This is a genomic window from Blastococcus sp. SYSU DS0539 (genome assembly GCF_054050855.1).
In genome coordinates this window covers 64,212-86,462 of record NZ_JBJHAF010000011.1, presented here as the reverse complement: position 1 = coordinate 86,462, position 22,251 = coordinate 64,212, and the positions used below count along the sequence as shown (strand labels likewise).

General features: G+C 73.9%; 16 protein-coding genes. 3 read left to right on the top strand and 13 right to left on the bottom strand.

What is annotated here, in order from left to right; all coding sequences use genetic code 11:
• Positions 1-7 precede the first annotated feature (7 nt).
• The 7 genes from ACI790_RS14470 to ACI790_RS14440 form a co-directional block, all read right to left on the bottom strand.
• Positions 8-898, bottom strand: a complete 891-nt coding sequence (locus tag ACI790_RS14470) for a DNA-3-methyladenine glycosylase family protein (protein WP_456570478.1) — start codon at positions 896-898, stop codon at positions 8-10.
• Positions 899-974: 76 nt separating this feature from the next.
• Positions 975-1,745 (bottom strand): SDR family NAD(P)-dependent oxidoreductase, encoded by a 771-nt coding sequence (locus tag ACI790_RS14465; protein WP_456570477.1) that lies wholly within the window; start codon positions 1,743-1,745, stop codon positions 975-977.
• A 55-nt stretch (positions 1,746-1,800) separates the two neighbouring features.
• Positions 1,801-2,211: a DUF2304 family protein gene (locus ACI790_RS14460; RefSeq protein WP_456570476.1), complete on the bottom strand. Its 411-nt coding sequence runs from the start codon at positions 2,209-2,211 to the stop codon at positions 1,801-1,803.
• Positions 2,208-2,990 carry a glycosyltransferase family 2 protein gene (locus tag ACI790_RS14455; RefSeq protein WP_456570475.1) on the bottom strand — a complete coding sequence of 261 codons (783 nt, stop codon included), beginning with the start codon at positions 2,988-2,990 and terminating at the stop codon, positions 2,208-2,210. Before ACI790_RS14455 ends, ACI790_RS14460 begins: the two co-directional genes overlap by 4 nt.
• A gap of 86 nt (positions 2,991-3,076) precedes the next feature.
• Positions 3,077-5,146: an acyltransferase family protein gene (locus tag ACI790_RS14450; protein WP_456570474.1), complete on the bottom strand. Its 2,070-nt coding sequence runs from the start codon at positions 5,144-5,146 to the stop codon at positions 3,077-3,079.
• A 156-nt stretch (positions 5,147-5,302) separates the two neighbouring features.
• Positions 5,303-6,403, bottom strand: coding sequence for a mannose-1-phosphate guanylyltransferase (locus ACI790_RS14445; protein WP_456570473.1), 1,101 nt, complete (start codon positions 6,401-6,403; stop codon positions 5,303-5,305).
• Between the two features lies 1 nt (position 6,404).
• Positions 6,405-7,349 carry a glycosyltransferase family 2 protein gene (locus ACI790_RS14440; RefSeq protein WP_456570472.1) on the bottom strand — a complete coding sequence of 315 codons (945 nt, stop codon included), beginning with the start codon at positions 7,347-7,349 and terminating at the stop codon, positions 6,405-6,407.
• Between the two features lie 147 nt (positions 7,350-7,496).
• On the opposite strand from ACI790_RS14440, the gene glf reads away from it, so the two are divergent.
• Together glf and ACI790_RS14430 are read left to right on the top strand one after the other, a co-directional pair.
• Positions 7,497-8,684, top strand: coding sequence for a UDP-galactopyranose mutase (gene glf / locus ACI790_RS14435; protein ID WP_456570471.1), 1,188 nt, complete (start codon positions 7,497-7,499; stop codon positions 8,682-8,684).
• A gap of 20 nt (positions 8,685-8,704) precedes the next feature.
• Positions 8,705-10,648, top strand: coding sequence for a glycosyltransferase (locus tag ACI790_RS14430; protein ID WP_456570470.1), 1,944 nt, complete (start codon positions 8,705-8,707; stop codon positions 10,646-10,648).
• 12 nt (positions 10,649-10,660) lie between these two features.
• Here ACI790_RS14430 and glfT1 read toward each other — a convergent pair whose 3' ends face one another.
• The 3 genes from glfT1 to wzm are packed head-to-tail and all read right to left on the bottom strand — an operon-like array spanning position 10,661 to position 13,190.
• Positions 10,661-11,593, bottom strand: a complete 933-nt coding sequence (gene glfT1 / locus ACI790_RS14425; RefSeq protein WP_456570469.1) for a galactofuranosyltransferase GlfT1 — start codon at positions 11,591-11,593, stop codon at positions 10,661-10,663.
• Entirely contained in the window at positions 11,590-12,354 is a 765-nt protein-coding gene (gene wzt / locus ACI790_RS14420) for a galactan export ABC transporter ATP-binding subunit Wzt/RfbE (protein ID WP_456570468.1), read from the bottom strand. Before wzt ends, glfT1 begins: the two co-directional genes overlap by 4 nt.
• Positions 12,355-12,356: 2 nt before the next feature.
• Positions 12,357-13,190, bottom strand: coding sequence for a galactan export ABC transporter permease subunit Wzm/RfbD (gene wzm, locus ACI790_RS14415; RefSeq protein ID WP_456570467.1), 834 nt, complete (start codon positions 13,188-13,190; stop codon positions 12,357-12,359).
• 165 nt (positions 13,191-13,355) lie between these two features.
• Between wzm and ACI790_RS14410 the strand changes: the two genes are divergently transcribed.
• Positions 13,356-15,362: a DUF6541 family protein gene (locus tag ACI790_RS14410; RefSeq protein ID WP_456570466.1), complete on the top strand. Its 2,007-nt coding sequence runs from the start codon at positions 13,356-13,358 to the stop codon at positions 15,360-15,362.
• A gap of 33 nt (positions 15,363-15,395) precedes the next feature.
• Here the strand turns inward: ACI790_RS14410 and ACI790_RS14405 are convergent, their stop codons facing one another.
• From ACI790_RS14405 to ACI790_RS14395, 3 genes are read right to left on the bottom strand one after another with little or no spacing between them, the layout of a single operon-like run.
• Positions 15,396-18,593, bottom strand: coding sequence for an LGFP repeat-containing protein (locus ACI790_RS14405; protein ID WP_456570465.1), 3,198 nt, complete (start codon positions 18,591-18,593; stop codon positions 15,396-15,398).
• Positions 18,590-19,132: a hypothetical protein gene (locus ACI790_RS14400; protein ID WP_456570464.1), complete on the bottom strand. Its 543-nt coding sequence runs from the start codon at positions 19,130-19,132 to the stop codon at positions 18,590-18,592. The genes ACI790_RS14405 and ACI790_RS14400 overlap by 4 nt, the downstream gene beginning before the upstream one ends.
• Complete coding sequence (locus ACI790_RS14395) at positions 19,129-22,092, bottom strand: N-acetylmuramoyl-L-alanine amidase (RefSeq protein WP_456570463.1); 2,964 nt, start codon at positions 22,090-22,092, stop codon at positions 19,129-19,131. Before ACI790_RS14395 ends, ACI790_RS14400 begins: the two co-directional genes overlap by 4 nt.
• Positions 22,093-22,251 lie beyond the last annotated feature (159 nt).

The following is a 22,251-nucleotide window of genomic DNA, read 5'->3' as shown; positions in this document are numbered from 1 at the left end:
CCGCTGCTCAGATCCGCCGGTTGTCGACCGGGGCGAACCGCGGTCCACGGCGGGGGCGGCGGGGCCCGCCGGCGAGGATCAGCCGCACCACCCGCTGCCGGTGGCCGCGCCACGGCTCGAGCAGCGCCAGCATCTGCTCGTCGTCGGTGTGCCGGCGGCCGGTGAGCGCGAAGCCCACGACGTCCTTCAGGTGGTAGTCGCCGACGCTGACCGCGTCGGGGTCACCGCACGCCCGCTGCACCACCTCGGCCGCGGTCCACACCCCGATGCCGGGGATCGAGCGCAGCCGCCGCTGCAGCACCGCGGAGTCGCAGTCCTCGCCGGGCTCCAGCCGGTGGGCCACCGTGGCCACCGCCCGCAGCGCCCGGCGGCGGGCCCCGTCCAGCCCGCACCGGTGCCACTCCCAGTCGGTCACCTCCAGCACGCGCCGCGCCGACGGGACGACCCGCATCCCCGCGGGCGCGGGCCCGGGCGCCACCTCCCCCGCGAGGCGGCAGAGCTCGCGGAAGACCCGGTAGGCCTCCGCCGTCGTCACCTTCTGCTCCAGGACGGCCGGCAGGAGCGCGTCCCAGGCCCGGCCGGTGCGCCCCAGCCGCAGCCCGGGGTGGGTGCGGTGCAGCTCGGCCACCATCGGGGAGGCGTCGCCGGGGCGGAACTCCTCCGGGCGGTCGTCGGCGCCGAGCCACCCCGGCACCGCGGAGCCGGCGCGCTCGGCGCCCGGACCCCACGCCTCGATCCGCACCGCCCCGTCCTCGCGGGCGATCCGCACGGTCGCCGGACCGTCGGCGGTGGTGGCCGTCCGCCACAGACCGCCGTCGGCGACGCGCATGGTGGGGTCGGCCGACCCCCGCCGGTGCGGGGCCAGCGCCCGGTCGAGGTCCAGGGGCCAGCCGGGCACCCAGGACGCCGCGTAGTCGGCAGCGGCCCGGGTGCCCGGAGTGGTGCTCGTGGTCAGGAGGTGCTCCCGGAAGGGGTCAGCGGGGTGCCATGCGCAGCGCGCCGTCCATCCGGATGACCTCGCCGTTGAGGTAGCCGTGCTCGACGATGGCGAGGGCCAGCTGGGCGAAGTCGTCCGGACGTCCGAGCCGCTTGGGGAAGGGTATGCCCGCCGACAGCGCCTGCCGCGCCTCCTCGGGCAGCGAGCCCAGCAACGGCGTGTCCACCAGGCCCGGGGCGATGGTGCAGACCCGCACGCCGGCGCTGGAGAGGTCACGGGCGGCCGGCAGCGTCATGCCGACGATGCCGCCCTTGGACGCCGCGTAGGCGACCTGGCCGATCTGGCCGTCGTAGGCGGCGATCGACGCCGTGTTGACCACGACGCCGCGCTCGCCGTCCTCGTCCGGCTCGGTGGCCGCCATGGCGGCGGCGGCCTGCCGCAGCACGTTGAAGGTGCCGACCAGGTTCACCATGACCGTGCGGGTGAACGCGCCCAGGTCGTGCGGCTGCCCGTCGCGGCCGACGGTGCGCCGCGCCAGGCCGATGCCGGCGCAGTTGACGGCCACCCGCAGCGGGCGGTCCTTGCCGGCCGCCTCGGCGACGGCGGCCTGCACCGAGGCCTCGTCGGTGACGTCGGTGCGCACGAACGTGGTGTGCCCGCCCAGCTCCGCGGCCAGGGCGGCGCCCTTCTCCTGCTGGAGGTCCAGGATCGTGACGGCCGCCCCGCGGGCGGCCAGGGCTCGGGTGGTGGCCTCGCCGAGCCCGGAGGCTCCTCCGGAGACCACGGCTGCGACGTCGAGACTCTTCATGGTCCGGAGGCTATCCAGCCCGGTCGGGCGCCGGATCCGCCGACCCGGGCACCGGTCACTGCGACGCGGTGCCGATCTCGTCCTCGGCGCGGGGCGGCACGACCCGCGGCCCGTAGCCGGGCGTCACCCCCAGGCCCATGCGGGCCTCGGTCTCGGCCAGGGCCACCTGGCGGGACAGCCGCATCAACCGGGCCTCCTGCTCGCGGAACCGGACGCTGGTGCTCCCCACCAGGTAGATCACCACCAGCGCGAGCACGTACAGCAGCAGGTCGGTCCCGCGGGTCACGCCGACCACGTCCGCCGCCCACTGGGTGGCCCCCGGGAAGATGACCGCGAGCACCCCGACGACGATCGTGGCGCCGGCCAGCAGCTTGCGCCGGGCCTGACCGCGCAGCGACGCGCGCGACCGCAGGGACAGCCAGACGGCGGCGATCAGCGCCGGCACGAGCAACCACTTGATGATCACGACGACCGTCCGTGGCTGATGCGGTGCGCGAGGGTGTCCACCAGGATGTTCACGCTGTTGAGCAGCGGCTGGCCCTTCGAGCGGGAGTAGTCGGTGTACAGGATGTGCACCGGGTGCTCGGTCACCCGCAGGCCGGCCCGGGTCAGCTGCTCCTCGAGCTCCGACGCGTACGCCATGCCCGGGCGCGCCAGGCGGATGCCCGCCGCGATGTCCCGGGAGATGACCCGCAGACCGTTGTGCGCATCGGTCAGCTTGGTGCCCGACCGGCGGTTCATCACCTTCGTCGCCAGGCGCAGGATGGCGCGGCGCAGCGGGCTCATCTGCGTCTTCCCGTCGAGGAAGCGCGACCCGATCACCACGTCGTAGCCGGTGCGGATCTTCTCGATCATCCCGATGAGGTCCGCCAACTGGTGCTGGCCGTCGGCGTCGTAGCAGGCGATGTACTTGGCGTCGGTGAACCGCAGGGCCGCCACGTACCCGGTCTGCAGCGCGCCGCCCGCGCCCAGGTTGACCGGGTGGCTGATCCGGAGGGCGCCCGCGGCGTCGATCTCCTGCGCCGAGGCGTCGGTGCTCGCGTCGTCCACCGCGATGACCCGCAGGCCGGCGTCCACGAGCTCGCGGATGACGCCGCGCACCACCGCGGCCTCGTTGTACACGCGGACCACCACGACCGTGTCGTCGAACGGACCGGTCCCCCGCCGCTCCTCCTCGGACCCGGCCAGGTGCAGCTGGGGCTGGCTGCCCAGCACCTCACCCGACTCGTCCCGCAGCGCGCTCATCGGGCTGGATGGTAGCCCGGACGGGGACGCCGTCGCGGCACCGGCGCGGAGGTCCGCGAGCTCCGGTGGGGCCTGCTCCTGGACGCTCACGCGAGCGCCTCCCGCAGGAACGGGGCCAGCGAGCGGCTGAACTGTCCGGAGAGGTGGTTGGCGTCCCAGTACACGACGGCGCCTCCGATGGCGGTGTAGCAGGTGGTCTGGTCGCAGAAGAGATCGGTGAGGTCGACGAGCCGGACCCGCTCCGGGTCCAGCTCCTCGACCGCGGCCATGGCCGCGTCGGGCAGGACCGCCTCGCTGCGCGGCCGGGAGCAGGCCAGCGGGTCGTCGGGGTTCGCCTGCAGGCACTCCGGCACGTGCCGGACCTCGGTCGTCGGCACGTCCCGGATCACGTACACCTGCGGAACGGCGTCGGCCCACTCCGACCAGGTCGCCCGGAAGCCCTCCGTCCCCGCCTCCATCGACGTCCCGGCGGCCCCGCCGAAGGTGAACGCGGTGGTGAACGATGACGTGACGACGGCGTCGAACGAGCCGCTGGTGAGGTGGTCGGTGACCTGCTGCCCCCAGCGGGCGCAGCCCTCGGTGTCGGTGGCGTCGCCCTGGAACGCCAGCACCCTGGCCTCCGTCACCGGGCAGGCGCCGCGGAGCAGCTCGACGAGCTCCCAGTTCTCCTGCCGGGCGATCTCGTGCAGCGCACCCCGCCAGTGCTCGGCGTGCGAGTCGCCGACCAGCGCCACCGTCCGGCTCGGAGCCCCGTCCCCGTACCGGCAGGTGGAGATCGTCAGCTCCCCCTCGGCGACCGAGCACGCGGGATCGTCGAACCAGGGCTCGTCGTCCGCGGTGAGGGTGAGGGACGCGGGCGGGCCGAAGACCTCTCCGCACCCGGTGGCGCCGGGGGCCATCGCGCCCGCCCCGAAGCAGGGGTCGTGCGCGAGCGCGGCCAGCTCCGCGCGCGCGTCGTCCTCGTGCGCGGACACCAGGAAGAAGATGCCGCCCGCGGCCGCCGCGGTGACGCCCATGGTCAGCGCGGTCAGCCCGGCCACCACCCCCGGCCGCCGCAGCGGCAGCCACCGCTGCGGTGGCGACTCGACCCAGCGCGCGGTCAGCCACGCGAGCACGATGCAGACCGCGAGCACGGCGATCTTGTCGAGCGCGGTCATCGGCCGTGCCAGCGCGAAGGGCACCAGCACGATCAGCGGCCAGTGCCAGAGGTAGAGCGAGTACGAGACGTCGCCCAGGAACTGGACGGGCCGGAACGCCACGAGCGGGGAGAGGGGGTCCCGGGCGCCGGTGTCGCCGGCGGCGATCACGGCGACCGTGCCCAGCACCGGCAGGAGGGCGAGGTACCCCGGAAAGGCGGACGCGCTCGACAGCGTCACGGCGGCGACGGCGATCGCGGCCAGCCCGGCCCAGCGGAGGCCGACCGGCCACAGCCGGCCGGGCTGCCCGGACGCCCCGGGGCGCAGCGTCAGCGCCAGGATCGCGCCGGCCCCCAGCTCCCAGACGCGGGTGGGCGTCTGGAAGTAGGCCGCCGCCGGGTCGGTGGCGGTGGCGTGGACGGACCAGGCGAAGGACAGCACGGTCACCACGACGATGCCCGGCAGGACCAGGCCGGACCGGACGCGGGTACGCCGGGCGACCACGCTGAGCAGCAGGATCAGGGCCGGCCAGACGAGGTAGAACTGCTCCTCGACCGACAGGGACCAGTAGTGCTGGACGACCGAGGCCGCGTCGTGGGACGCCGAGTAGTCGACCGCCCGGGCCGCGAGGTTCCAGTTCTCGACGTAGAAGGCGCTCGCCAGGATGTCGCCGGCCGTCGTGGCCCAGCGGCTCACCGGCAGGAAGAGGTAGCTGCCCACCACGCTGGCCAGGAGGACCACCGTGGCGGCCGGCAGCAGCCGCCGCGCCCGGCGCGCGTAGAACGCGGCGAGGGAGACCGTCCCCCGCCGCGTCAGCTCCCGGTCGAGGTGGGAGGTGATGAGGAAGCCGGAGATGACGAAGAAGACGTCGACGCCGACGTATCCACCGGTCAGCCTCGTCGGCCACAGGTGGTAGACGACGACGAGCATGACGGCCAGCGCCCGGAGCGCCTGCACCTCGGGCAGGAAGGTACGTGCCCCAGGCGCCACGGCCGGCGGGCGCTCCTGGAGCGCGAGCAAGGGTTCCTCCGTCAGGGATCGGGAGCGGCGCGCGGTAAGGACAGGCGGCGCCACGCGAGCACGGTAGCCGCCGCCGGCGGCCGTCCCGGGGCGCCTGGTGGAGGTGTGACGGACGGGTCACGTCGTACGCGATGGACCCCGTTCGACCGGCTCAGGTCAGGAGAAGGTGCCCGGGTACCGGGCCGCCACGGCGTCGAGGAGTTCCTTGACCCGCTCCGCGTCGGCGACCGGGCACACCATCGTGGCGTCCCGCGTGTGCACGACGACGCAGGCCTCGAGCCCCACGGCGGCGACCAGGTGGTCGGGGTCGTCGCTGAGCACGATGTTCCGCCGGCTGTCGACGAGGACCGCCAGCGCCTGCACCGCGTTGCCTGCTCCGTCGACCGGCAGGGTGCGCGCCAGCGCCGGCCAGGAGCCGACGTCCAGCCACTCCACGTCCAGGTCGACGACGAGCACCCGCCCCGGCTCGGTGGCGGCCGGCTCCAGGACGGCGTAGTCGACGCTGATCTTCGGCAGGGTCGGGAACACCTCCGCCAGGACCGCCTCCCGCTGCGGCCCGGCCGGAGCGGCCGTGATGCGGGCCAGCCCCGCGGCCGTGGCGGGCAGGTGGTCGGCGAGCGCATCGAGGACGGTGCCGGCCCGCCACACGAACATCCCGGAGTTCCACAGGTACTGCCCCGAGGCCAGGTACCGCTCGGCGGTGGCCCGGTCGGGCTTCTCGCGGAACGAGGCGACCTCGGCCACGCCCGGCCTGCCGGCGGGACCACCGCGCTGCACGTACCCGAACCCGGTCGCCGGCGAGGTGGGTGTGATGCCGAGGGTGATCAGCGAGCGGGGGTGGTCGGCCAGGGCGTCGTAGGCGGCGCGCAGGGCGTCGGCGAACCGCTCGACCGGGCGGATGACGTGATCGGCGCTCACCACGGCCAGCTCAGCGTCGGGGTCGACGTCGGCGACCAGCGCCGCGGTCAGGCCCACGGCGTTGGCGGTGTCCCGGGCCACCGGCTCCAGCACGAGCCGGTCCGGGCGCAGCTCGGGCAGGGCCGCCCGCACCTGGCCGGCGTAGCGAGCGGCCGTGCAGACCCAGATGCCCTCGGCGGGCAGCACCGCACGCAGCCGGTCCCACGCCTCGGCGAGCAGGCTCTGCGGGGCCCCGCCGGCGCCGGCGACGACGTCGAGCAGCTGCTTTGGCCGGTCCCCGCGCGAGAGCGGCCACAATCGCGTGCCCGAGCCACCCGCCATGATCACCGCGTGCCGCACGTCAGCTCTCCTGCCGCTCGGCGCCGCGGGCTTCGGGCACCACGGCGAGGTCCCTGGCCCGCCGCTGGAACCGCGCTCCGGCGGCCACCCGCCCGCTGACGTAGGAGAGCAGCATCCGCCCGCCGAGACCGGCCCGGAACGCGCCCCGCAGGGGGGCGTGCCGGCAGCGCGGGTACAGCCGGGAGAGGTACCGCAGCGCGCTGGTGTGGTGCACCCGCTGCATGCGGTGCGGTTCCCGCCGGGTGGCGTGTCCGCCCTCGTGCTCGACCACGGCCGTGGGGACGTACACGTGCAGCCAGCCGTGGCGGGTCAGCCGCTCGGCCAGGTCGACGTCCTCGAAGTACATGAAGTAGCCGGGATCGAAGCCCCCGACCGACCAGTAGGCCTCCAGGTCGACCAGCAGGCAGGAGCCGCTCAGCCAGCCGGCGGGACGCTCCCTGGGCAGCTCGCGCTCCCGCCGGTAGCGCGCGGTCCACGGGTTGCCGGGCCAGGCCCAGCCGAGCAGCGCGTGCCCCGCGCCGGTCGACAGCCGGGGCAGGTCGCGGGCCGAGGGGTACAGCTCGCCGTCCGGCGTCATGATCGCCGGGCCCAGCGTGGCGGCGCGGGGCCACCGGTCGGCGGCGGCGAGCAGCTCGTCGATCGACCCGGGCATGAAACGGAGGTCGGGGTTGGCGATCAGGGCCCGCCCGGTCCGCAGATCGGCCAGGCCGGCGTTGGCGGCTGCGCCGTACCCGATGTTCCCGCCGGTGCGGAGCACCCGGACGTGCGGGTGCCGGTCGGCGGCGCGCTCCGGGACGCCGTCGGTCGAGCCGTTGTCGGCGAGGACGACCTCCACCGGCCGGGTGGTGGCCTGCGCCAGCGAGTCGACGAAGCCCGCGAGGGCCGCACCGGGTGAATAGGTGACGGCGACGACGCGCAGCGGTCGGGAGTCGGTCGGAGTGGCCACGCCCGAACCCTAGGCAGTGCGACCCGGCCCCGCGGAACGACCGGTGCGGTGACCGGTGGGACCGGTGTGACGGAACGGGTCCCCCCGTCCCCGTGACACCTGCGGCGTGGTCGTGCCGCCCGCTGGTGGCAGGTACCGTCGACGCCCGTGACTGACACAGCACCTGATCTCGTGGTCGTCGGCTCCGGATTCTTCGGACTGACGGTGGCCGAGCGCGTCGCCACCCAACTCGGCAAGCGCGTGCTGGTCATCGACCGCCGGGACCACATCGGCGGCAACGCGTACTCCGCGCCGGAGCCGGAGACCGGGATCGAGGTGCACGTCTACGGCGCCCACCTGTTCCACACGTCCAACGAGCGGGTGTGGCAGTACGTCAACCAGTTCACCGAGTTCACGAAGTACCAGCACCGGGTCTTCAGCATCTACCAGGGCCAGACCTACTCCCTGCCGATGAACCTGTCGACCATCTGCCAGTACTTCGGCAAGAGCTTCTCCCCCGACGAGGCCCGCGCGCTGGTCGCGGAGCAGGCCGGCGAGTTCGACACCGCCGAGGCCGCGAACCTCGAGGAGAAGGCCATCTCGCTGATCGGCCGCCCGCTGTACGAGGCGTTCATCCGCGGCTACACGAAGAAGCAGTGGCAGACCGACCCCACCGAGCTGCCCGCGGCCGTCATCGCCCGCCTCCCGGTGCGCTACACCTTCGACAACCGGTACTTCAACGACACCTACGAGGGTCTGCCGAAGGACGGGTACACCGCCTGGCTGCAGCGCATGGCCGACCACCCGAACATCGAGGTGCGGCTGTCGACCGACTACTTCGACGTGCGCGACGACCTGCCCACCGACGTCCCGACGGTCTTCACCGGCCCGATCGACAAGTACTTCGACTACGAGGCCGGCGAGCTGGGCTGGCGCACGCTGGACTTCGAGACCGAGGTCCTCCCGATCGGCGACTTCCAGGGCACCTCGGTCATGAACTACGCCGACGAGGACGTGCCCTACACCCGGATCCACGAGTTCCGGCACTTCCACCCCGAGCGGGACTACCCGGCCGACAAGACGGTCGTCGTCCGCGAGTACTCGCGGTTCGCCCGGACCGGCGACGAGCCGTACTACCCGATCAACACCGCCGAGGACCGCGCCAAGCTCGAGCACTACCGCGAGCTGGCCAAGAAGGAGGCCGAGGAGAAGCGGGTCCTCTTCGGCGGCCGGCTCGGTACGTACAAGTACCTCGACATGCACATGGCGATCGGATCGGCCCTGAGCATGTTCGACAACCGCATCCGCCCCTTCTTCGACGAGGGCGGCTCGCTCGACGGCCGTCTCGACGACTGAGCAACGAGGACCGACACCACATGACGACGACAGCCCAGACGGTCTCCCCGGAGCGGGTCAGCGAGCCGACCGCCGCAGACCTGGCCGCAGGCAAGGCGGTCACCCTCCTCCAGCGCGTGATCCTGCCGCGCCCCGGTGACCCGCTGAAGGTCCGCAGCCTCTACGTCGACGAGCAGGGGAACAAGCGCGTCAAGTCCGCCACCCGCGCCGACGCGACCGTGGCGCCGGGCAGCGAGGTCTCCTTCGCCACCTACTTCAACGCCTTCCCGGCCAGCTACTGGCGGCGGTGGACGGTGCTCGACACCGTCATCCTGCGGATGCGCGTCTCCGGCCCCGGGCGGATCGACGTGTACCGGTCCAAGGCCGACGGCAGCATCATCCACGTCACCGGGACCACGACCTCCGGCGACGAGCGCACCCTCGAGTTCGAGCTGGACCTGACCCCGTTCGAGGACGGCGGCTGGTACTGGTTCGACGCCACCGCCGACGACGCCCCGCTCACCGTGCACGAGGCCGACTGGTCCGCCGCGCAGGAGCCGACCCGCGAGACGCGGCTGTCGATCGGCATCTGCACGTTCAACCGCCCGGCCGACTGCGTCTCCGCGCTGACCGCGCTGGCCGGCGACCCGGTCGTGGACGCGCTGATCTCCCGGGTCATCATCGCCGACCAGGGCACCAAGAAGGTCCGCGACGCCGACGGGTTCGGCGAGGCCGCCGGCGCGCTGGGCGACCGCCTCCTGCTGGTCGAGCAGCCCAACCTCGGCGGCAGCGGGGGCTTCTCCCGCACCATGTACGAGGCGGTGAACTCCACCGACGCGACGCACCACATCCTGCTCGACGACGACGTCCAGCTCGAGCCCGACAGCATCGCCCGGCTGTTCGCCTTCGCCCGCTTCACCAAGCAGCCGATGCTGGTCGGCGGCCAGATGCTGGCCCTGCAGGACCGCTCGGTGCTGCACACCATGGGTGAGGTCGTCGCACCGGAGCGGTTCTTCTGGCGGGCCGCGCCGAACACCGAGTACGCGCACGACTTCGCCAAGAAGAGCCTGCGCAAGACCGCGCAGCTGCACCGGCGGATCGACGTCGACTACACCGGCTGGTGGATGTGCCTGGTGCCCCGCGAGGCGATGGAGCAGCTGGGCTTCGCCCTGCCGGTCTTCATCAAGTGGGACGACGCCGAGTACGGCATCCGCGCCGGCGAGAACGGCTTCCCGACCGCGACCCTCCCGGGCGCGGCGGTGTGGCACCTGTCCTGGAGCGACAAGGACGACACCGCCGGGTGGCAGGCCTACTTCCACACCCGCAACCGGCTGGTCGCCGCGGCGCTGCACAGCCAGTACCGGCGGGGCGGCTCGCTGCTGCGGGACACCTTCAAGTTCGACCTGAAGTTCCTGATCATGCTGCAGTACGCGACCGCGGCGCTGCACCACCGGGCCTACGAGGACTTCCTCGCCGGCCCGGAGCGGCTGTTCCCGCTGCTGCCGACGGCGCTGCCCACCGCGCTCGAGCACCAGGGCGACTACCCCGACGGCCAGGTCATCGGCTCCTCTTCGGACCTGCCGCTGCCGTCGATGAGCGCGACCAAGGCCGAGCGGTTCATGAAGCCGCCGACGACCCCGGTCACGATCGGTCGCACGCTCGCCGCGGCGCTGGTGCACAACCTGCGCCGGCCGAAGCCGGGGGCCGCCGAGCGCCCGCAGATGAACATCTCCGCGCAGGACGCCCGCTGGTTCCTCCTGTCCCGGCTGGACAGCGCGACCGTCGGCACCGCCGACGGCCGTGGCGTGACCTTCCGCCGCCGGGAGCCGGACACCTTCTGGCGGATGCTGCGGCATTCCATCAAGGTCCACGGGCGGCTCTACCGCGAGTTCCCGCGCCTGTCCAAGGAGTACCGCGACCACCTGACCCAGCTGACCTCGCAGGACAGCTGGGCCCGCGCCTTCACCGGGCGCACCGGGGAGTGAACCGGGAGGAGCTCACGCCGGGCGCGTGAGCTCCTCCCGCCGCCCGGCCCGGGTGAGGCGGCGCCATTCGCGCCATCCGCCCCGGTCGCGGCGGGACACCAGGAAGAACCAGCCGAAGCGGACGGTCTCCAGCGGCCGCAGCCACCGCATGCCCGGCTGGGCCATGAGGTAGCCGCGGTTGCGGTAGGTGAAGAAGCGCTTCACGTCGTCGGCCGGGTACTGGGCCGACAGCCGCCCGCCGAGGATGGGCAGGAACTCGGTCGTCCCCTCCGGGTGCAGGTAGGCAGCGGCGGTGCAGGTGCCGAAGGGCAGCCCGGCGCGCAGCATCCGGCGGTGGATCTCCGTCTCGTCGCCCCGGAAGAACAACCGGTAGTCGGGCACCCCGACGACGTCCAGCGCCTCGGCGCGGAACAGCGCCCCGTTGAACAACGAGGCGTAGCCCGGCAGGAGGTCGATGCCGGCGAAGTCGCTGCGCCGGCGGCGCCACCGGAGCCCGCGGCGGAGCGGGAACGCCAGCCGGTCGGGATCGGCTATGTCGGTGACCAGCGGCGACACCTCGGCCAGACCGTGCCGTCGCGCGCTGGCCAGCAGCGTGGCGAGCACGTCGTCGTCGGCGGGACGGCCGTCGTCGTCGGCGCACCACACCCAGTCGGCACCGTCGGCCAGCGCCTGCAGCATGCCCAGCGCGAAGCCGCCGGCGCCGCCGAGGTTGCGTTCGCTGGGCAGGTAGGTCGCCGGGAGACCGCAGTTCCGGACGACGTCCTCGACCGGCTGCTCCGGGCCGTTGTCGACCACGATCAGGTGGTCGACGGGGCGCGACTGCGTGGCGATGGCCGCGAGGCTGGCGGCCAGCAGGTCCCGGCGGTGACGGGTCACGACGACCGCGACGACCCGTTCCTGGTCCGGCCCGGCCGCCGTGTCCGCCGTGGCCGCCGCACCGCTCATGCCGACCGGCCCTTGTAGGCCTGCAGCACCTCGTCGAGGTCGCCCTGCCGCTTCACCTGGCCGTGCTCCATCCAGATCGCGGTGTCGCACAGCTCGCGCAGGAACTCGTCGGAGTGCGAGGCGAACACGAGCAGTCCCGCCCGGTCGACGAGCTCGGACAGCCGGCGCTTGGACTTCTCCAGGAACGCGGCGTCGACCGCGCCGATCCCCTCGTCGAGCAGCAGGATCTCCGGGTCGATGCTGGTGACCACCCCCAGCGCCAGCCGCACGCGCATCCCCGTGGAGTAGGTGCGCAGCGGCATGCGCAGGAAGTCGCCCAGCTCGGTGAAGTCCGCGATGTCGTCGACCCGGGCCTCCATCTGCTTGCGCGACATGCCCAGGAACAGGCCCCGGATCATGATGTTCTCCAGCCCGGAGATCTCCGGGTCCATGCCGACGCCGAGGTCGAACACGGGGGCCACGCGACCGCGGATCTCGGCCACTCCTCGGGTCGGCTCGTAGATGCCGGAGAGCAGCCGCAGCAGCGTCGACTTGCCGGCGCCGTTGTGGCCGACCAGGCCGACGCGCGCGCCGTGCTCGAGGTTGAGGGTGATGTCCTTCAGCGCCTCGATCACGGGCACCCTGCGCTGCTCGGTGGCGATGTTCCCGCCGACCAGGCCCATGACGGTCTTCTTCAGGGACCGGGTCTTGGCGTCGAAGATCGGGAAGTCGACGCAGGCATCCTTGGTCATGATGCCCACCGGAACGGTGCTGTCGGACACGCTCACACCCAATACGAGACTCGGGACCGGTATCGACGCAAGACCATCATCGTCAGCGCCCAGCCGACCACCGTGATGGCCAGGACGACCAGCCAGTGCCGGATCGACTGGTCCTGGCCGAGCAGCGGCCGCCGGATGATCTCGATGAAGTGCAGGAAGGGGTTGAACTCCGCCAGGCGGGCCCGCTCGGCGATCGCCGGATCCGGGCTGTTCACCAGGTCGTCGTAGATCCACACGATCGGCGTCAGGAAGAACATCAGCTGCACGATGCTCTGGGTGATCGGCATGATGTCGCGGAACCGCGTCGAGATGACCCCGACGCACATCGCCACCCACGACCCGTTGAGCACCAGCAGCGCGAAGGCCGGGATGGCGGCCAGCGACATCCAGGTGAGCGGCTGCGGGAAGATCACCAGCATGACCGCGTAGACGATGAGGTTGTGCGCGAAGAACAGGGCCTGCCGCCACACCAACCGGTAGACGTGCACGGACAACGGGGCGGGCAGGTGCTTGATCAGCCCCTCGTTGGCGATGAAGACCTCGGCGCCCTCGCCGATGCAGCCGCTGATGAATGCCCAGACGATGAACCCGACCAGGATGTACGGCAGCTGGACCGCGATGTCGTTGCCGAACAGCGCCGAGTAGAGGATCCCGAGGGCGACGGCGGTGACGGCCATGCTGATGGTGATCCAGATGGGGCCGAGCACCGACCGGCGGTACCGCTGGCGGATGTCCTGCCAGCCGAGATGCCCCCAGAGCGACCGCTGCTCCCAGCCGCGACGCAGGTCGGCGACGGCCGCGGAAAGGGTCCGCCCAGCGGGTTGTGCGATGGCCACGTCCGTCCACGCTACCCGGCGGTCACCCCTGGTCCCGTACCGATGGGGTGCACGGTGCGAGTGAGGTCCACGGGTTCCCGGACCCCGGGCGAGCGTCCGTGCGTAGGCGTGCGCTGACGTACCGTTGCGCCGGTCTTTCTCCTCGCAACAGTCTGGACGCGTCCTGTGAGCCTGCCTGACGTCCTCGTCCCAGTGGTCAGCGTGCTGGTCCTCGTACTCCCGGGAACGGCCCTCGCCCTGCTGGCCGGTATGCGCCTCGGCACCGCCGTCGCCGTCTCCCCCGTGATCACGTACGGCGTCACGACGGCCACGGCCACCGCCGCGTCCTACCTGTCGTTCTCGTGGAACCCGCTGACCCTCGTGGTCGTCACCGTCCTCGCCGCGCTGCTCGTCCTGGGCATCCGGCTCCTGGCCGGACGCGGCCTGCCGTGGCGCGACCGGGTGGCGGTCGAGCGCTTCCGGCGTCCGGACCTGCGCGACCTGGCCGTGGTGGGCGGTGTGCTGGGCGGCGGCCTGCTGTCCGCCGGCGTGCTCCTGTCCGGGTTCGGCCGCCTCGGCGCCCCCAACCAGGACTGGGACTACGTCTTCCACGCCAGCGCGGTGCGGCTCATCGCCGACTCGGGTGACATCGCCCCCGAGGCGATGGCCCGCATCAACGACTGGGAATCGACGACCTTCTACTACCCGAACACCTTCCACGCGCTCGGCGCCGTGGTGCAGGACCTCACCGGGGCCACGACCTTCGAGGTGCTCAACAGCCAGGCGATGATCGTCTGCCTGATCACCGGGCTGGGGCTGGCCGGGCTGCTGCACCGGCTGCGCGCACCGCTGACGGTCACCGCCGTCACCCCGCTGCTGCTCGCCGGGTTCTCCAGCTTCCCCTACGACGTGCTGTGGCGGGGACCCCTGCTGCCGTACGCCGCCGGCGTCGCCGTGATCCCGGCCTTCATCCTGCTGCTGGTCGTGACCCTCTCGGTCCGCCGGCCCGCCGTCGTCCTGCTCTTCGCGCTCGGCGCCGCGGGACTCCTCGGCCTGCACCCCAGCAGCGCCCTCTCGGCCGCCCTGTTCCTCCTCGTCCACCTGGTGGCCCGGTGGTGGCAGCGCATCCGGCTGCTGCCGCGGGACTTCGTGCTCCTGGCGTCGGCCGGCGTCGCCGCACTGGTCATCGCGGCGCCCGCGGTCATCGGCGCCATCTTCACCGGGACCGAGGGCGCGGACGTCGACTGGCCGGCCGTGGAGGGCACGGGGCAGGCCGTCGGCGACCTCCTCCTGCTCAACCACCAGGCCCAGGCGCCCCAGTACTGGCTGGCCGCGCTGCTGGTCGTCGGGCTGTTCACCGCCTTCCGGGCCCGCTACATGTGGCCGTGGCTGGGCGGTGCCGGGATCGGGTTCCTGCTGTTCGTCATGGCCGCGTCCTCGGACTCGGAGCTGGTCGCCAGCCTGACCCGGCCGTGGTGGAACGACCGCTGGCGGTTCGCCGCGCTCGCCGTCCTGGGCTTCGCCCCGCTGGCCGCCCACGGGCTGCGCACCCTCGCCGTGGCGGTGGAGGGGGTCCTGCGCCGGTGGGCCGGCGCGCGCGCCGACCGGGTGCCCGCCCGCTGGTCGGTCCTCGCGCTGGCACTCGTCGGCCTGCTGGGGGTGATCGTGGCGTCGAACGGCCTGTACGCGCCGCGCAACAGCGAGCGGATCGCCCGCAACCACCAGGACGACCGGATGCTCGACCAGGCAGAGATCGAGGCCATGGAGTGGCTGGCGGACAACTCCAGCGGCGGCACCGTCATGAACGACGCCAACGACGGGTCGGCCTACCTCCGCGCGGTCACCGGCATGCGGCCGCTGTTCGGGCACATCGTCGAGCCGCGCATGGTCCCGCGCATGGGCCCGACCCAGCGGCTCCTGCTCGGGCACTTCAACTGCCTCGACGCCGATCCGGACGTGCGCGCGGCGATCGAGGAGCTCGACATCCGCTACGTGTTCCTCGGGTCCGGTTTCATCCGGCCCGAGTACACGCGGGTCGCCGGCCTCGAGGGCGTCGAGGCGTCGCCGTCGCTGGACCTGGTGCACCGCGGCCCCGGGGTGCAGGTCTACGAGATCGACCTCGCCGACGCGCCGTCCGACCCCGTGCCGGCCTGCGAGCTGCCCGAGCAGGACGACGACACCGCCGCCGGCTGACGATCCGTCGTCCGCCGGCGGCGGTGCCCCGGATCAGCTCAGCACGATCTCGGCCGTACCGTTCCGGACGAGGATCGCGCCGGAGGCGAAGTCCGTCCGCAGCACCCCGTCCCGGACGTAGGAGTCGCTGACCGGGACGCCGAGGCGCCCGGAGGAGGCCCCCGCGGCCTGGTAGGCCTCGAAGACGACCGGCGCCATCCGGTGCACCCACGACGTGGCCGACCAGTGCAGGACCCCGTTCTGGAACGCCTGCGCGCTCCCGGCGCCCGCGGCCACCTCGTCCCCGATCGGCGCGCCGAGCGGGCCGGTCAGGCCGCCGCCCGCCGACCACGCGGTGCCGATGGCGCCCCGCACCGGGTGCGCGCCGCCGGCCGACGTCCAGTAGATCGATCCGCTCGTGAACTGCTGGACGCGGGCGGCTCCGGACGGCTTCTCGTCGCCGACCGGCAGGCCCAGCGGTCCCGCGGCTCCCCCCGCGCGGTCGTAGGCGATCGCGACGGCACCCTGCACGACGCGGGCGCCGGTGCCGGCGGACCAGTAGATCGTTCCGCCGGTGAACGCCTGCCGCACCCCGGAGCCGGCCGCCTCCTCGTTCCCGATCGGTGCGCCGAGCGGGCCGGTCAGGCCGCCGCTCGCCGACCACGCGGTGCCGATGGCCCCCCGCACCGGGTGCGCGCCGCCGGCCGACGTCCAGTAGATCGAGCCACCCTGGAACGGCTGGACCCGGGCAGAACCCGCCGCCCGCTCCGGCCCGGTCGGGAGCTTCAGCACCCCGGCCGCAGCCCCGGATGCCTCGTACGCCGTGCCGATCGGCCCGGAGACCACGTGCGCCCCTGCGGCGGCCGACCAGTAGACCGAGCCGCTCTGGAACCGCTGGACGCGGCCGGCGCCCGCGGCGGTCTCCCCGGTGACCGGCGCCCCGAGCGTCCCCGTGAGCCCGCCCTGGGCCAGCCACGTCGTGCCGATGGCCCCGCGGACGGCGTGGGCGCCACCGCCCGCCGTCCAGTACACCGATCCGGAGCTGAACGGCTGGACCCGTGCCGCGCCGGACGTCTTCTCGTCGCCCACCGGGAAGCCCATCAGCCCGGCCGGTCCGCCGGCGGTCTCGTAGGCGGCCGCGAGGACGTCCCGCACCGCGTACGCCCCCGTCCCGGCCGACCAGTAGACCGATCCCCGGGCGAAGTGCTGGACCCGTCCGGCTGCCGCGTCCTCCTCAGCGGAGCGAGGTGCGCCGAGCACTCCGGTGAGCCCGCCGGATGCCGTCCACGCACCACCGATGCCGCCGCGCACCGCGACCGCCCCCGAGGCCGGTGTCCAGTGGATGATGCCGCCCCGGAAGCGCTGCACCTGACCCGAGGGCTCGGTCGTCTCCTCACCGATCGGCAGCCCCAGCGGACCGGCCTCGGCCTGCAGGCGCTGGTACTCCGTGAGGACGGCGCCCCGGACCAGGACGGTCTCCGCCGCGGGCAGCGCGAAGAGCGCGCCACCCTGGAAGTGCTGCTCGAGGGCGTTCCCGGCGGTCCGGCGCGCGCTGGTGACCGGCAGGCCCAGCGACCCGGAGGCCCCGCCCCGGAGCTCCCATGCGTCGCCCAGCGTTCCGGTGACCGCGTGGGCTCCGGTGGGCACCGACCAGTGGACGGTGCCCCGCTGGAAGGGCTGCACGGTCCCCTGCCCGCCCGGCCCGGCCACCTCGGGGCCGGTCGGGTACCCCAGCTCGCCGTCCTCGGCGCCCGCGCGCCCCCACTCGGCACGGACCGCGCCGCGGACGGGATGCGCGCCGGTCGCCGGCGAGTAGAGCATCACGCCGCCCTGGAACACCTGCGCCGCTCCGACGCCGTCGGCGGTGGGCACCTCGGCGCCGGTCGGGTAGCCGAGCACGCCGGTCTCCGCGCCGTACCCGGCCCACGCGGCCCGCACGGCGCCACGGACCGGGTGCGCACCGGTCGAGGGCGAGTAGAAGATCGCGCCACCCTGGAAGAGCTGCACCGCGCCGATCCCGTCGGCCGCGGACAGCTCGTCGCTGGTGGGGTAGCCGAGCACCCCGCTCTCGGCACCCTGGCTCCCCCAGGCCGCCCGTACCGCCCCGCGCACCGGCTGGGCGCCGGTCGACGGCGTCCACAGGATCGCGCCGCCCTGGAACAGCTGCACCCGCCCGTCGCCCCGGGCGGCCGGCATCTCGTCGCTGATCGGGTACCCGAGGACGCCGGCTTCCCAGCGGCGCGCGGCCCAGGCGTCCAGGACGGCCCCGCGGACGGGGTGCGCCCCCGTGGCCGGCGTCCAGTAGATGGCCCCGTGGGCGAACGACTGCACGCACCCGCCACCGCTCAGCCCGCAGCGGGGCGCGCCCGCGGGCGCACCGAGCACGGTGGAACCCGTCCGGTAGTAGGCGGCGGAGATCGCGGCCGCGCCGGGCTCGTGCGTGGAGCCGAACCAGTCGGTGAAGTAGTGGAAGAAGTTCCGGTTGCCGTAGGCGGAGCAGCTGTCGCCGGAGCCGTACCCGGCCCGGAGCGCGGCCTCGTTCGGCTGGTAGGGGGTGTAGTTGTACAGCCCCGCCGTCGCCTGGTTGTAGAGGAACACCGGGGTGCTGCCGCAGGCCGAGTCCGGGTGGAACCGGATCTGGTTGACCATCCCCGCCCGGTAGCCGTAGCCGCCCGGGTTGGCCGCGTAGTTCTTGAACTGGCGGGCCGCGCTGTAGACCTGGTTGTGGAAGCCGTTGTACGCGGGGTTGCAGGGAGCGGTGTCCGGGCAGGCGAAGCCCATCGCCTCCCGGTAGCGCCGGGCGTAGAGGGTCGCCCCGGTGTTGGTGACCAGGGACTGCTCCTTCTGCAGCACGACCAGCAGCACGCGCTGGCTGATGCCGCACGCCTGACCCACCTTGGTGATGATCCGGGCGGCGGACTCCCCGGGGGCACCGGCGTAGGCGGCGCACCGGTCGTCACCGGGCTTGTCCTGGGTGTCCTGCCGGTACGCCTTCAGGCACGGTGTGCCGTCGGAGCCGGTGCGGCAGTTGGCCCCCTTCTGGTCCAGGAAGCTCTGGACGTCGGCCTCCTCCATCGCCCGGCCGTCGAAGAAGAGGGCGTCGCTGATGATGTCCCCGGGCTGGAACTGGCCGAGATCGGCGGCTTCCGCCGGGGCGCTGGGCCCGAGCGCGACGAGCCCGGCGGTCAGCGCGGCGGCGACCAGCGCGACGCCGAGACGGGCCAGCCGGTTGCAAGAACGGCGCGACGTCACGGGACCTCCACGGTCATCGGTTCCGATTCCCCGGTGCTGCGGCCCGAGGTGTACGTCAGCTGCGCCTGCCACGCCCCGGACGCCAGCCGGTCGGCGGGGACGGCGAGCTGTCCGCAGGCGGTGGTGCGGACGTCCGGGAGGGCAGCGCTCTCCACCCGCACGTCGTCGTGGCCCGGCCGGCGGAGGGTGAGGGTGCACCGCCCGTCCTGCTCCACCACGGCGGCGAACCCGCCCACCTCGACGTCGCCGGTGCCGGGCACGAGGCCGCCGTAGGTGAGGACGACGTCGACCGGCGTCGGGTCGGCCGGTGTCGTGGTCGGTGCGGCGGGCGGGGCCGGCAGCTTCTCCGGGCCACCGACGGGCTGGTCCTGGATCACGGTGGGCGGCGTCGCGCCCCCGGACCCCGCGCCCCCGGACGTCGTGCCCCCGGTCGCCGTGCCCCCGGAGGACGTGCCCCCGGAGGACGTGCAGCCCGGGAGGGACGCGACCACCGTCACCGCGAGCAGCGTGCCCGCCCAGCTCCTGCGCCGGGCGGTCATGCCGGCCGCACCGCAGCCGTCGCGGTGGCGACCGTCCAGCTGATCGAGCCGCCCTGGAAGCGCTGCACCGTGCCGGTGGCCGTGGGCTCCTCGTCGCTCGTCGGATAACCCAGCCGGCCGGACGGGCCGCCCGCCGCCAGCCAGGTGGCGCCCACGGCACCCCGGACGACGTGCGCGCCGGTGGCGGCCGACCAGTAGACCGAGCCGCTCTGGAACGTCTGCACCCGCCCGGCGCCGTCGGCGGTCGCGACCGCCTCCGTCACCGGGAGACCGAGCAGGCCGGCGGCGCCGCCCGCCGCGTCGTAGCTGGCCGCGATGTCCCCGCGCACGATCCGGGCCCCCGTCGCGGCGGCCCAGTACACGGTGCCGGCCTGGAACTCCTGCATCCGGGCGCCCGGGCGCCCGGGGACGTCGGTCTCCCCCGCCCGCGGCATCCCCAGCGGGCCGGTGACCCCGCCCGACGCCTGCCAGACGGCGCCGACGGCGCCGCGGACGACCTGGGCCCCCGTGGTCGCCGACCAGACGATGGACCCGCCCTGGAAGGACTGCGTCCGGCCGGCGCCGTCGGCGGTCGCCACCGCCTCGGCCAGCGGCAGACCGAGGGCCCCACCGGGGCCTCCCGCGGTCTCGTACGCGGCCGCGATCTCGCCTCGGACGGTCCGCGCACCGGTCGCCATCGACCAGTAGACGGCGCCCTGCTGGAACGCCTGGGTGCGCCCACCGGCGGCCGGCGTGTCCCGCTCGCCGGCGAGCGGGTACCCCAGCGGACCGCCCGGGCCGCCGGAGGCCAGCCATGCGGCGCCCACCGCGCCGCGCACGACGTGCGCCCCCGTGGCGGCCGTCCAGTAGATCGAGCCGCTCTGGAAGCGCTGCACCTGGCCACGCCCGTCACCGGACGGGCCCTCGCCGCTGGTCGGGAACCCGGTGGGCCCGGCCTCCGCACCGCTGACGGTCCACGCGGCGAGCACGGCGCCCCGCAGCGCGTGCGCCCCGCCGGCCGGCGACCAGTAGATCGCGCCCTTCTCGAACTGCTGCACCCGGCCGGCGCCGCCGGCGGTGTCCCGCTCGTCGCCGGCCGGCAGCCCCAGCTGACCGGTCGGCCCGCCCTCGGCGCGCCAGGTCGTCCCGATGCCGCCGTACACGAGGGCGCCGTAGTGCACCGGCGACCAGTAGACGGCGCCCCGCTGGAACTGCTGCATGCGCCCCTGGCCACCGGGGATGTCGGCCTCGACGGCGGTCGGGTAGCCCAGCGGGCCGGTCTCGCGTCCGGACGCCTCGTAGACCGCCCGGATACCTCCGGCGGTCACGACCGGCCCGGTCCCGGGCGACCACATCACGGTGCCCCGCTCGAACACCGAGAACGCACCCTGCCCGTCGGCCGCGCGCTCGTCCTCGACCGGGTAGCCGAGCGTGCCGGACGGGCCGCCCAGCGACAGCCAATGGCTGCGGATCGCCCCCCGCACGACGTGGGCGTCCGTCGTCGCCGTCCAGTAGATGCCGCCGCGCTGGAACTCGGCGACGACCCCGCGGCCGTCCGGCAGCGCCGCCTCCTCCCGGGTCGGCGCGCCCAGCGAGGCCGGGCCCCCGGCGCGCAGGTACCGGTCGAGGACCCCGCCGCGGACCAGCTTCACGCCGGTCGCCGGCGAGTAGAACAGGGCCCCGCCCTGGTACGGCTGCCAGTTCACCCCCGCGGCGGACTGCTCCGGGCCCGCCTTGGCGCCGAGGAGGGCGCGCAGCGCGGGGTCGGCGTCGTAGTGCGCGGTGATCTGCGGCGTGACGGCGTTGCGGATCAACGCGGCCGCCCGATCACGGATCTCACCCAGCCGGGCGTAGCCGTACCGGCCCGGGCAGGCGGTGCTCTTCGTGTCCCGGTGGCCGAACACCGTCGGCAGCGTCACCCGCCGGCCTGCCGGGTAGAGGTTCGTCCCCCCCGAGGTCAGCGTGGCGGTGCCGTGCGGGTCCACGCCGAACAGCGAGAACTTCCACGCGATGATCGCGCCGACCGCGTCGACCATCACCTGCGGCGTGGCGGCCGTGTCGTAGTTCCCGAGCATCGAGACGCCGAAGGTCGACGTGTTGAACCCGCCGGCGTGGGCGCCGATCACGGTGCTGGCCAGACCGCCGTCGCGGCCCTCCCACAACCGGCCGAACTTGTCGACGATCACGTTGTAGCCGATGTCGCCCCAGCCCAGGCTCACCGCGTGGTACCGGTAGATCGAGCGCATCATCGCCGGGACCTGGTCGGCGCTGTAGTTGTTGGTGTCGGCGGTGTGGTGCAGCGTCGCGGCCTTCACCGTGGCGGCGTACTCGGGAGCCCAGGACCGGATGCCGGGGTCGGCTCCCCACTGGGCGCGGGAGAAGACGTCGGGCATCGCCATCGCGGCGTCGGCGGTGTCGCGGATCTCGGGCGCCTGGAGCGAGGTGTCCGCCGCACTGCGGCCCGGGTCCACCAGGTCCAGCCGGACGTCGGTGGGCGCGGCTCCCGAACGGGTCACCAGCTCCACCTCGACGCCGGTGCTGGGACCGGTCCACAGCGGGGAGGTGCCGCCGCGTCGGTCCGCGTCGGCCACGGCCCCGGCGGGATCCCGCGCCACGTCCTCCGTGCCCACCTCGGTCCACGAGCCCCAGGAGCCACCGGAGTCCTGCACCCGCACCTGGACCAGGACGTCGACGACCGCGGGGTCGTGGGCCCAGGTGACGCCCACGAGCGAGAAGCCGGCCACATCGGTCCGGGTGATCGACAGCGTCGGGGCCGTGTCGGGAACGCCGGCCACGGGGGCGGTCGTCCCCTCCTGCACCACCGCGTCCGCCGCCGGCGCCGTCAGCGAGCCGAGGAACACCTCGTCGGCCGAGGTGGTCACGGCGACGGGCTCGGGCGGGTCCTCGCCGTAGACCGGAAGGACGAGGAGGACACCTGTGAGGGCGGCGAAGACGGTGGTTCCCGCTAGGAATCGGCGCACGAACTGGTCCTCCGGTGGGGCGGTGGTGCTGCACCCCTCGAAGGGCGCATCTGTCCACAGCCAGCATCGGCTCGGGAGCCGCTCTCCTTGAGCCGACCCGGCGGAGCACCCGGCCACGAACTGGTCCGTCCCGCCACTCCCGCCGCACCCGCCCCAGCG

Excerpts from the sequence above, each read along its gene's own strand:
- ACI790_RS14465 (WP_456570477.1), bottom strand. The coding sequence starts at position 1,745 with ATGAAGAGTCTCGACGTCGCAGCCGTGGTCTCCGGAGGAGCCTCCGGG.
- ACI790_RS14455 (WP_456570475.1), bottom strand. The coding sequence starts at position 2,990 with ATGAGCGCGCTGCGGGACGAGTCGGGTGAGGTGCTGGGCAGCCAGCCC.
- ACI790_RS14430 (WP_456570470.1), top strand. The coding sequence starts at position 8,705 with ATGACGACGACAGCCCAGACGGTCTCCCCGGAGCGGGTCAGCGAGCCG.
- glfT1 (WP_456570469.1), bottom strand. The coding sequence starts at position 11,593 with ATGAGCGGTGCGGCGGCCACGGCGGACACGGCGGCCGGGCCGGACCAG.
- ACI790_RS14400 (WP_456570464.1), bottom strand. The coding sequence starts at position 19,132 with ATGACCGCCCGGCGCAGGAGCTGGGCGGGCACGCTGCTCGCGGTGACG.